11 protein-coding genes are annotated in these 10,995 nt (G+C 72.2%); 8 read left to right on the forward strand and 3 right to left on the reverse strand.

The features are described from left to right. Positions 1-347 (reverse strand): winged helix-turn-helix domain-containing protein (locus AB0C73_RS35920; RefSeq protein ID WP_362538128.1); only part of this gene is annotated, 347 nt, incomplete at its 3' end. Between the two features lie 173 nt (positions 348-520). Here AB0C73_RS35920 and traA point away from each other — a divergent pair. The 8 genes from traA (at position 521) to AB0C73_RS35960 (ending at position 9,712) form a co-directional block, all read left to right on the forward strand. After that, on the forward strand, positions 521-1,063 hold the full coding sequence (traA, locus tag AB0C73_RS35925; protein ID WP_362538130.1) for a plasmid transfer protein TraA: 543 nt from the start codon (positions 521-523) through the stop codon (positions 1,061-1,063). 13 nt (positions 1,064-1,076) lie between these two features. Then, complete coding sequence (traB, locus tag AB0C73_RS35930; RefSeq protein ID WP_362538132.1) at positions 1,077-3,110, forward strand: plasmid transfer protein TraB; 2,034 nt, start codon at positions 1,077-1,079, stop codon at positions 3,108-3,110. Positions 3,111-3,293: 183 nt separating this feature from the next. After that, on the forward strand, positions 3,294-3,764 hold the full coding sequence (locus tag AB0C73_RS35935; RefSeq protein ID WP_362538133.1) for a hypothetical protein: 471 nt from the start codon (positions 3,294-3,296) through the stop codon (positions 3,762-3,764). Further along, entirely contained in the window at positions 3,761-4,834 is a 1,074-nt protein-coding gene (locus AB0C73_RS35940; RefSeq protein ID WP_362538135.1) for a hypothetical protein, read from the forward strand. The genes AB0C73_RS35935 and AB0C73_RS35940 overlap by 4 nt, the downstream gene beginning before the upstream one ends. Then, entirely contained in the window at positions 4,831-5,118 is a 288-nt protein-coding gene (locus AB0C73_RS35945) for a hypothetical protein (RefSeq protein WP_362538137.1), read from the forward strand. Before AB0C73_RS35940 ends, AB0C73_RS35945 begins: the two co-directional genes overlap by 4 nt. Beyond that, positions 5,115-5,480 carry a hypothetical protein gene (locus AB0C73_RS35950; RefSeq protein ID WP_362538138.1) on the forward strand — a complete coding sequence of 122 codons (366 nt, stop codon included), beginning with the start codon at positions 5,115-5,117 and terminating at the stop codon, positions 5,478-5,480. Before AB0C73_RS35945 ends, AB0C73_RS35950 begins: the two co-directional genes overlap by 4 nt. Before the next feature lie 640 nt (positions 5,481-6,120). Continuing rightward, positions 6,121-7,764: a replication protein gene (locus tag AB0C73_RS35955; protein WP_362538140.1), complete on the forward strand. Its 1,644-nt coding sequence runs from the start codon at positions 6,121-6,123 to the stop codon at positions 7,762-7,764. 1,483 nt (positions 7,765-9,247) lie between these two features. After that, entirely contained in the window at positions 9,248-9,712 is a 465-nt protein-coding gene (locus AB0C73_RS35960) for a hypothetical protein (RefSeq protein ID WP_362538142.1), read from the forward strand. A 389-nt stretch (positions 9,713-10,101) separates the two neighbouring features. On the opposite strand, the gene AB0C73_RS35965 is transcribed toward AB0C73_RS35960, so the two are convergent. Both AB0C73_RS35965 and AB0C73_RS35970 read right to left on the reverse strand, forming a co-directional pair. Beyond that, on the reverse strand, positions 10,102-10,461 hold the full coding sequence (locus AB0C73_RS35965) for a hypothetical protein (protein WP_362538144.1): 360 nt from the start codon (positions 10,459-10,461) through the stop codon (positions 10,102-10,104). A 45-nt stretch (positions 10,462-10,506) separates the two neighbouring features. Continuing rightward, positions 10,507-10,995, reverse strand: a 489-nt coding sequence (locus AB0C73_RS35970) for a UTRA domain-containing protein (protein ID WP_362538146.1), incomplete at its 5' end; no start/stop codon positions are given.

Raw genomic sequence — 10,995 nt, forward strand, 5'->3', positions numbered from 1 at the left:
TCCGGGTCGTGGACGGAGCGGAGCATCACGCGGTGCCCAGAGGAGGTCTCGCCGGGCGCGTACCTGAGCCCGTTCTTCTCCATCCGGTTCAGCCGGTCCGCGCCCGTGATCACGAGCGGCGACTTCTCCACCACCGTGCCCAGGGCGCCACGGGAGCTGACGAGCCCCTCGCTCTTGAGCAGGCCGAGCGCGCGGCTCACGGTCTTGGACGCCACGCCGAACTGCTCGCGGATCTCGTTGACCGACGGCAGCGCGTCGCCCGGGGCGAGTTCCCCGGCCTTGATCAGTGCGCGGAAGTGGGCCGCCACGTCGGCGTACCCCTTCCCCTCCGGTGCCTTGTATGCCACGGCTTCTCCCTCTTTGTCAGAACGTCGCGCTCCCCCGAAGGTACATCAAGGATGGCCCCAAGGTACATATCTTGCTTCCGGGCGGTGCTTCATGTACCTTCATGCCGTCGGCAAGGTACGTGAAGTACCTGGCTGCCGACAGATTCGTACCTTCGGCATGAGAGGTGCCTGTCGTGGCCACAAGGAACGTTCCGCCCCAGGCCGGGGCAAACGGCGCGCAGACCAAGGGCGCGAGCACGAGGAACAACAACTTCACCGGATTTGCCCCGAAGTTCGGGATCAACCTGAACGTCACCTCGAACGGCGCTGGCGGTGGCGGCGGCCAGGGCGGCGCCCCGATCCGAGGCGGTCAGCAGGGCGGGGGCGGCGGGTCGCACTTCGTCCTTGGGGAGCCGGAGTTCAACACGACCGACGACGTGCGGAACTACTGCAACATGGTCCGCGCGCTGATGATCCAGGCGGCCATCGAGCTGGCGATGGCGAGCAAGATCCTGGAGGCCCGCCTCTCCCAGGCGCAGACGCTGCCCGGCGACAACCCGATCCAGGGCCGCATGAGGGCGCTCAAGGTCTCCCGGAAGCTCAAGAAGGCCGCCGACGGCGCGACCGCCGCCGCGAAGTCGGCCGTCGGGGCGTACGGCGCCTTCACCCGCGAGTACGCCGACCTGATGCGTCCGCGCCCGCAGCGCGCCGCCTCCACCAACCCCTTCAAGTTCTGAGAGGCGGGACGCCGTGACCAGCAGCAAGGACGCATCGCAGCAGCAGGAAGACCGCCTCAACTCCGGGTCGTCCGCCTCCGGGATGGGCGCCTGGCTCTGGCACCGTGCCAAGCCGTACACCCCGCCGTGGATCGTCACCGGCGCGGTCGGACTCACGGGTGCCGGCGCCCACGAGCTGTGGGGCGGCTCGCCCTGGCCCGGCGTCGGCCTGACCCTCGCCTCGGTCGGCCTGACGGCCGCGACCTGGTGGGCGGGCAAGTCGACGGGCCAGCAGCGCCGCCTCCACTCCGCCATCACCGTGGCGGCCGGGTCGGCGTGGTTCACCTCCGCCGCCCTCTCCGGTCCGTTCACCGGCCCGCTGCCCGACCTGTACCTGATGGGCGGCGCGAGCCTCGCCCTGACCTGGAACATCCGTCAGGTCATGCGGTCCTCGGGCGCCGAGACCTCCGGGTCCGACTCGGACAAGGGCCTCCTGGAGAAGGTCGGGCTCGCCCGCACCAAGCTCAAGGACGTCAAGGTCGAGCCGAACCGCGTCACGGTCCCGTACGAGCTGCCCGCCGGGGAGCTGACCAACGACGACGTGGCCAAGGCCATCCCCCGGATCGCCTCCGCCCTCGATGTGCCGACCACCGCGATCCGCGTCAGCCACGACCCCGACTCCGCCAGGAAGGGCCAGTTCGTCATCGTGCCCGAGGACATGCTGAAGACCCCGACCGTGTGGCCCGGCCCGTTTGCGCCCGGCGAGACCATCGCCGTGCCGCTGCGCCTGGGCGTCTACGACGACGGCAGCGACTTGCTGCTGCCCCTGCTCGACGCGATCCACCTGCTCGTCATGGGGATGACCGGCTCCGGGAAGACCGAGGGCGCGCTCGACATCCTCATGGACCTCCTGACCCGCTGCGACATCGCGGTGTGGCTCGCGGACGCGGCCAAGAGCGGCCAGGACTTCCAGCCGCTGCTGCCCGCGATCGACTGGGCCGCGCTCGACACCCCGTCGGCCGGGGCGATGGTCGCCGCCGTGCAGGCCGCGATCCCCGCCCGCACCGAGTGGCTCCGCAACCACGGCTACCGCGCCTGGGAGCCCGCGGCCGCGCAGACGCAGACCAACCCCGCGCACTCCTGCGCGGCGGCCGGCGCCTGCGGCTGCCCCGGACTCCAGTACCTGCTCGCCTGGTTCGAGGAGGCGGCCAAGCTCCTGCGAGAGCTGGGCGACGACGTGTTCACCGGCATCGCCCAGGAGGCCCGGTCGGCGGGCGTCTCCCTGGTCGTCTCCATGCAGCGAGCCTCCGGCTACCAGCTCAGCACCGACACCCGCGCGAGCCTCCCGGCCGCGATGTGCTTCGGCGTGAAGGGCGACGACGCCGGGTTCGCCCTCCCCGAGGAGGTCCTGGACGCGGGCGCCAACCCGGCGGCCTGGGGCAACAAGCGCAAGGGGTACGTGTACCTCGTCAGCGCGGGCGTGGACGAGGACCTGTACGCCAACCCGGCCCGGACGTTCTGGACCGGCCCGTCGGGCGAGTACGAGAAGGCCGCCGCCTGGATCGTCCGGGAGTTCGCGGCCGTGCGCCCCGAGCTGGACGCGGTGACGGCCGCCGCCGCCGAGCGAGTCGCAGGGACGCTGTTCACCCACCGCCGCGAGCGCGCGGCCGGCGCCCCGCTCCCCGCCGCCTCGACCCCGGCCGCCGCGCCGGTCGAGCTGACCGAGGAGCAGGAGTCGGCCCAGGAGGTCGCCGCGCTCGTCGACCAGGAGGACGCGGAGCTGGACGCGACCGCCGAACTCCCGGCCGCCGCCGGGTCGGCCGCCCTCCCGGACGCCAAGCCCTCGACCGAGGAGGCCCGCGAGCTCCTGGACGAGATGGTGCGGATGCTCGCCTCCGTCGGCGGCGGCACGGTCTCGGTCAAGGACTTCGGCCCGTACCTCGCGCAGATCGGCCGTGACCGCTCCTGGGTCTCCAAGGAGCTGAAGAAGATCTCCGAGGAGGGCCGCCTCGCCCCGACCGGCGAGCAGGGCACGTACCGCCTCATCGCCACCCTCGCGGGCGTCTGAGCGCCCCGCACACCCGCACAGCGCCGCACAGCCGCACAGCGCGAATCCCCACGTCACGCGGCGTGTGAATCGCCCCGCACACCGCCCCGCACAGCGTGCCGCACACCCCCCGCACACCGAACGACGACGGACCGCCCCGAAGCAACCGGGGCGGCCCGCGCAGCGACCACGGAGGTAGAGCCCGTGACCACTGACCCGAAGCATCTCACCGACTCCGAGGCGTCGGCAGAGGCCGCCCGCCTGATCGCGGAGGCGTACCGGCCGACCCCCGTCGTGCCGACCTCGTACCGCGACGACTCCCCCGTCCCCGCCTTCGGCCCCACGCCCCCGGTCCGCCAGGAGGACCACCGGATCGTCCCGGCCTGGGCCGCCGGGGTCGCCGTGGCGAGCATCGGCGTCGGCGCCGGCATCACCGGCATCGGCTGCGGAGCCTGGCTCGTTCTCCAGGGCCTGGCCTCCGTCACGCTCAACGGCGTCTTGATGGTGACGCTCCCGTTCGCCGGGCTCGCCGCCGCCGCGACCGCCATCGGCTCCGCGTTCTCCCGCGTCCGCCGCACCTCGACCACCAACGTCTACAAGGGCACGGTCGTCCAGCGGACCGAAGTCAGCGCGACCGCCCGCGGCTTCCTCTCCCGCGCGAAGGCGGGGCGGTGACCGTGCAGCTCAACACGCAGGCCCAGGTGGACCAGGCGGAGAAGGTGCTCCGCCTGTCGTGGGTGATCGTCTTCGGCGTCATCCTGTTCTCGGTCTTCACCGTGACGCCGCTGGTCGAGCGCTCCACCCCGGAGGGCTGGGAGTGGTCCGCGCCGATCCTTCCGCTCGTGGTCGACGTCGCGGTCGTCATTTCGATCCGGGTCGACGCCATCGTCGCCCGCCTCGGTGGCTCGACCACCGGCTGGCCGCTCGCCCTGCGGGTGCTCACCGGCGGCGCGTCCGTCGCGCTCAACGTCGGCAACTCCGTCCTCGACGGCGACTGGGTCGGCGCCCTCGTGCACACCGCCGCCCCGGCCGTGCTCATCGTCGTGGCCGAGGCGTCGCTGAAGTGGCGGCGCGAGATCGCCGCCGCCTCGACCCGCATCGAGGCCGAGCGCCGTGAGCGCGAGGAGGCCCGGCGCCGCGAACTCCGTGAGCGCGAGGACCGCGCCCGCGCCGACCGTGAGCGCGAGCAGGAGGCCCGCCGCGAGGAGCGTGAGCGCCAGGAGGCCGCCGACCGTGAGCGCCGCCGCGAGGAGCAGGCCGAGCGTGAGCGCGAGCGTGAGCACGCCGCCCGCCTCGCCCGCGAGGAGCGTGAGCACGAGGCGAAGTTGGAGGCGGAGCGCCAGGACCGCGCCGACGCCCGGCACCGCGAGGAGCAGGCGCGCCAGGCCCGCGAGCGCCAGGCCGAGGCCGACCGCCAGGCCCGCGAGCGGCGTGAGCAGGAGGCCGCCCGCAAGGCCAAGGAGGACGCGCAGAAGGCCGAGCGGGACCGGAAGGCAGCCGACGCCCGCCGGGCCCCCCTGACGCCCGTCAGCCCCGCCGTGAGCACCCCCCGGCCCGGCGTGAGCGCCACCGTGAGCGCCCCCGCTCACGACGACGCGCCCGCCAAGCTCAGCGAGGCCGACGCCCGCCAGGCCGTCATCGACGGCGTGAGCGCGGGCCGCTCACAGCGCGAGATCGCCGCGCTCACCGGATGGTCCACGGGCTGGGTCGCCAAGCGCGTCATGGAGCTGGGTGAGGCGGCGTGAGCACCCGACGGAGCCTGTTCCTGCTCATCAAGTCGTGGCGCGTGCGCGCCGCCCTGCTGTGGCTCGCCCACACTCCGTCCGCCGTGGCGGCCCCGTTCGCGGCGGTCGGCGCCCGGGTCGTCATCGGGTGGGGCAACCCCGGCTGGCTCCCGCCGGCCGCCGGGTGGGCCACCGCCCTGCTCGTCATCGCCACCGCCGCCGGAATGCGGCTGCACCACGAGATGGACAAGCCCGGCGTCCCCTGCCGCTGGTGCGACCTGGACTTCGAGGAGGACCGAGCATGAGCCGCAAGCCCGCCATCCACGACGCCGAACCGAGCGTCGTCGTCAGCCACGGCGCCGACTTCTTCGGCCAGGACCGCCACCTCCTCAAGGAGGTCGCCGCCCTCGCGGCCTGGGTCGAGAACTCCGTGCCGTACAACGACCGCCAGGCCGTGGCCCCGCTCGCCGCCGCCCTGGAGCACCCGGAGCCCCGGACCTTCCCGGCCGCCGACGCCGCGCTCGTCTCCGAGCAGCTGCTCAAGGTCTCCCGCGCCCGGCACCTGAAGCCGCGGGCCTCCGCTCTCGCCCGCGCCCTGGCCGACGCCGCCGCCCGCGCCGCCGCTGACGGCGAGCCATGGGAGTGGACGGTCGAAGCCGCCGCGTAACACCGGAGCCCCGCCGGCCTTTTGGCTGGCGGGGCTCCTTACGGCCCATCAAGTCACATCTGCCGCACAGGGCTCTGGGCGTATATCGGCTGGTTGTCCGCCACTTTGTGGCAGGCTCAGCCCCACAACCTCAGACAACGCAAAGGGCCCGCCGGTAGCACGGCGGGCCCGGAGCGAACACCAAGCTCCCTCGACTTTCCACGGACTCAGGATTGGTGCTCACGTAGTGCATTCCCATGATGCAGGACCACAGGCCCCTGTGGCGACCGCTCCTTCGGACGCGTCGCCCACCGGGGCCATTCGTGTGCCCCAGGCCACGCGCGTCCGCTGCCGGAACTGCGGGAAGCGCTTCACGCGTAAGCGCGCCGCACAGGTCTTCTGCGGGCCGAACTGCCGCAAGCGGGCGGCGGACGCTTCTGCACCCCCGAAAACGGCCTCTGACCTGCGGGAACAGTCCACCGGAGGTGGACACCTCGGTAAAGGGTTGACAGAGTTTTCCAAGAACGGCCAGACCGCCTCTGACCTGCAAGAACGTCCGGAGAGTGGAGCGGGGGAGTCTGAGGGGGCGCCGCGCCCCTCAGAACAGACCCGCGCGGGCAAGGCGACCTCCGCCCCGATCCGCCGGTGGCAGGGCCGGAAGGTGCTCAACAAGCTCTCCAAGATCGACGCGTGCAAGGGGTGCGGCGTCCGCATCCTCGACCCGGAGACGGGCGTGATCATCGCCCGGTCCACGCGCGGGTACGCCGTGACCATCGGCCTCGTCAGGTGCGGGCGGATCTGGTTCTGCCCCGAGTGCTCCGCCTCGATCCGCCGGGGCCGCACCGAGGAGCTGAAGACCGGCGCCCTGCGCTGGATCGCCCAGGGCGGCATCCTCGCCGTGGTGGTGCTCACCGCCCGGCACAACCGCACGACGGAGCTGGCCCGCCTCGCGGCGGCCCTGTGGGGCGAGCCCAAGCTCGACGCGCGCGGGGAACCGGTGCTAGACCGGTCGGGCAAGCCGCGGCGGGTGCCCGGCGCCTACCAGCGGATGCTGACCGACCCCGCGTTCTACGGCCGCCCCGAGGCGGTCTCCTGGTGGGAGCGCAAGGACGGCAGCTTCGGCCACTCCGTCCGCCCGGCCGAGGAGGGCCTGCGCCACCGCATCGGCTACGCCGGGATGGTCCGGGCCTCGGAGGTCACGCGGTCGCAGAAGAACGGCTTCCACCCGCACATGAACCTCCTCGTCTTCCTGGGCGGCACCCTCGACGGCACCCCGGCCAAGGGCACGGTGACCGGCTACTTCGACCCCACGGCCGAGGACCTGGAGACGTGGGAGGAGTGGCTGCGCGACTTCTGGACCGCCACCCTCGGCAAGATGGACCCGGAGTGGGCTCCGTCCAAGGAGTGCGAGACCCGCGACTGCAAGTGCGAGGGCAAGGGCCACGGCGTCATGGTGAAGATCGTGCGGTCCGCCGACGATGCCGCCCTGATCGAGTACCTGACCAAGGTGCAGGACGGAAAGCCGCCGGCCGACTCGGTGGCGGCCGACCTGGACGCCGCGAGCGGCGCCGCGATGGAGACCCTGCGGGCCGACACCAAGACCGGCCGGGGCCACAAGTCCATGACGCCCTTCCAGATCCTCTACCGGCTCTGGGACATCGAGGTGCAGGGCACCAACCCGAAGCGGGCGGAGGGCTACGGCAGGCCCGATCAGCTCCGGGCCTGGTGGGCGGAGTACGAGGACGCGTTCGCCGGACGGCGGGCCATCGAGTGGACGCGCGGCCTGCGCGGCCACGTCCACCTCGTGGGCGACGACTCCGAGGAGGGCGACCTCGAGTTCGTGTACGCGGGTGCCGCCAAGGAGCCGCTGACGGGCGGCGTCGTCCTCACCGGCGACGCCTACGGCACGGTCGAGCGGACCGACGCGGAGAAGGAGATGGAGGACATCGTCGTCCGCGAGTTCTACGACTCGGTGGGCGACATGGTGGGCAGCCTCGGAGGCCGCGCGGACCACGTCCGCATCGCCACGGCGGAGGAGCTGGCCGACGTCCAGGCCGCCATGCTCGAACGCCTGCAGAGCAAGGCGGCCAAGCGACGGGCCGAGGCCCTGATGCTCCGGCTCCGCGGCGAACTGGCCGACGCACTCGCCGCCCTGCCGGCCACCCTCACCCCCGCCGAACTCACCACCGCGCACAAGCAGCTGCACGCCGACTTCCTCCGCCAGCTCGCCGCCGCGCACAACCCCACCGCCTCCATCCCCGCCCAGACCGAACCCGCCTTGGAAACTCCCGCCACAACCCCTTGACCAACCTTCGAAAACTCGACCCGCACCCCCTTGACCACCTTCGCTCCCCCGCCCCGACCTGAACCCCTGGAAACTCCGAGACCACCCACACGGAACACGTGGAGAGTGGGTGGTCTCGGAGATGGAAGGGCGCCCGTGCAGGTCGGGGCGGGGGAGCGAAGGTGCCCCTGTCACACGCTGGTTTACGGGTCGGTTTACACCCCCGGCCGTCCCCGGCCGCCGCGAAACTGACCCCAGTTCGCACTACCTTGCTGCCCGGATCTGCTGCCCGCCGGCGCGAGCAAGTTGGGCCCGAAGGGGAGCTTCCGCGAGCGGAGCAAGTTATCGCCGAAGACGGTCTTCGGCGTCCCCGGCCGAGGGCGGCCGGGGTGGTCGGGCGGTCCTGATTCCGGATCCCCGGTGAGTATCCGGAATCAGGATCGGGCGCCAGGTTGCCCTACAAGTTGCCGTACAAGTTGCCCTGCAAGTTGCTCCACAAGTTGCCCTCCAAGTTGCTCTACAACTTGCCCCCAGGCGTCCCGGCCGGGGTGGCTGACGTGCGCGGTCAAGGGGTCCGGCCGCGCCGACTACTTCCCTACGACACCCCTTCCGGTGTCGGAGTGAAGCCCGACCCGAGGTTCCGCCGGCCTTTCCGGTCGGCCACGTCCTGGTGCTCGACTTCCCCCAGGAGTGCACCCGGCTCGGCTCGCTCGACGGGCAGAAGCCGCGGGCTTGGGTCTGCCGACGGCGTGCTCCTGGTGGTGCTCGGACCGGTGCCCAACGGGCGGCGCATCGTGCTCATGGCGGCAGTCTGCCGTCGGCCTCGCGCAGCATTTGCACGGTCCCCGTATCGGCGCGGAGCGACGATACCTTGGTCCTCCCCGGCGGCAGGTTCCGTTCCGGGTTCCCTTCCGGGTCCCGTTTGGAGTCCCGTTCCAGGTCCCGTTCCGAGTGCCGTTTCGGGTTCCGTAGCTGTCGCTCGACGCGGGCCTGCGCCGTACCCGCTGACCTGGTGGACAAGGGGTCCGGAGACGGCTCGTGGGCACGCCGACAACTTCCCCACAGAGCCCCCCGCGCCGTAATGCAAGAGGTGTGCCCGTGTTGATCTTGCTCGTAATGCATGAGCTGTGACCGTCTTGATCTTGTTCGGGGTGGCCTTCGGATCGGAATGCAAGGGTGTGTTGGTCGGCCTGCTGGTCGTGATGCATAGGTGTGGGGGATCTGTTCGAGGCGGTCCGTCGTGCGGGACAGCGGTCGTTGATCAGGGGCGGCGAGCAGAAGTGCCAGAGGTGTACGGGTGCCGGACGTCGAAAGTGCCAGAGGTGTGCTGCGTCGGGAGCCGCTGCTCCTGGTGGTCGTCGGCGTACGTCATCTCGGAGACGTACGGGGGCGGCGGTGACGTACTCGAGGAGCGGGGCCGGGTCGCCGCGGCGAAGCGCCGGCGCTTCGGGCGGTGGGACGTGCCGCCCTACGAGACGTGACGCACCGCGTACGGTCGGGCGGCATGAAGCACGACACCCCGAGAGGCACCGACGGCGCGAAGCTGTGCGCCTGGTGCGGAGGCGAGATCAAGCAGTCCGGCGTCGGCCGGAGCCGGGACTACTGCTCGCGGACCCACCGCGAGTACGCGTACCGGGCCCGGCGCGAAGCGGAGGTGAAGCTCGTCGCCTACTCGCGCGGCCGGGCCGACGCCGCGCGCTCCGTTTCGTCAACTGTCGATACCCGGCAGGACTCGGTTCCGACAGTTGACGAAACTCGGGCACCGGGCCCGGCCGCTGACCCGGGCGACGGATGGGTGCGCTCGCCGGACGTGGTCGACGCGCAGTTGCGGGAGCTCGAAGCCCGCCAGGCCGCGCACCGCCCGGCCGCCGTACCGGCTCCGACTCCGCAGCAGCGTCGGCGCCCCGCTCCACTCCCCGCGGCGGACGCCCCGACCCTCTTCGGACTGGAAGCCGCCGACGGCGAGTAGGCCCGCCGGCCTTTCGCGCGCCTGCACCACGGCGGGGGCTGAGCGGGGGTTCCCTCCGGTCTGGGCGGCAGGGCTTGCCCCAGAGCGCGCCGACGCCGGGGCCGCCAAGGTGGAGCGCCCCACTGGACGAACGACCTTGGCGGCCCCGGCGTCGGTGTGCTGGCCTCCGGTGCCGTTCAGACCGGAGGGAACCCCCGCGACCCTGCCGAACCACCCACGGACCCGCAGAGACCCGCGATCCCCCGCCCCTCTGGGACTGGTGGCCCCCCGGAGGGCCGCCGGAGGCTCTGTGACCCGCAGACGCCTGCGAGCGGCCCGGCAGGGGCTCTCAGGACGCGCGAGAGCCCCCGCCGTGGTCGGAGGGGGCTCTCAGGGGCCGTACGGGGCCGCTACTCCTGGTCGTCGTCCGGCGGATCGATGTCGAGCACGAGGGAGCCGTGGACCTCGCCACGATTCGTGGGGTGCTTGAACACGGCGGTCAGCCGGGTGCCGCCCTCGAACCGGTTGGACTCGCGCGGGGCGCCGGCGCCCACGACCCGGCACCACTCGTCGAAGACGGAGCGGCGGTCGTTCTCGCTGAGGCGGCCGAACTTGGTGACCTCGCCGCGCAGGGCGCCGTTGCTGGTGAGCGTCCAGTCGAGCGGGTACCGCTCCGCCTTGATCGCGGCCTTCACCAGGCTGTCGAGCACGCCGATCGCGCGGTACTGCCAGCCGTTCAGGTCGGTGGTGGTGATCTCTCCGAGTGCCATGTGCGGTTCCTCTCCGGGTCGGTGGGTCTTCGGCGGCGGCGGGGGTCACTCCCCGATGGGCACCCGTGAGCCAGGGGCGTAGACGTCCTCCCAGAAGGCGAGCGGGCGCTCGTCGTCGTGGAAGGTCACCGTGGTCACCAGCACGGAGACGGACACGTGCGGCGGCGCGTCGATCTCCAGGGCGTCCAGCTCGTCCTGCGACGCCTGGCGGGCGTGCGCGGTCCGCTGGCCCTTCACGACCTCACGGCCGGTCCGCTCGGTGTAGAGCTTGTCGAACTGCTTCACCATCCGGACGTCCTCGCCCAGCTCGGGGACCACCGCCGTGGTGTGCGGCGGGTACACCGAGACGCCGACCGACGTCGGCTTGTCGTCCTGGCGGAAGACCCGGATGCGGATCACGGCCTCCTCTGCGGGCTCCAGGTCGAGCGCCTTGCAGATCTCCGGGTCGTGGACGGAGCGGAGCATCACGCGGTGCCCAGAGGAGGTCTCGCCGGGCGCGTACCTGAGCCCGTTCTTCTCCATCCGGTTCAGCCG

It is taken from the genome of Streptomyces sp. NPDC048623, from assembly GCF_040650755.1.
In the GTDB taxonomy this organism is placed as follows: Bacteria; Actinomycetota; Actinomycetes; order Streptomycetales; family Streptomycetaceae; genus Streptomyces.

Bases quoted from the DNA above. Each gene is read 5' to 3' on its own strand.
- AB0C73_RS35950 (WP_362538138.1), top strand. From the start codon at position 5,115: ATGAGCCGCAAGCCCGCCATCCACGACGCCGAACCGAGCGTCGTCGTC.
- AB0C73_RS35960 (WP_362538142.1), top strand. From the start codon at position 9,248: ATGAAGCACGACACCCCGAGAGGCACCGACGGCGCGAAGCTGTGCGCC.
- AB0C73_RS35965 (WP_362538144.1), bottom strand. From the start codon at position 10,461: ATGGCACTCGGAGAGATCACCACCACCGACCTGAACGGCTGGCAGTAC.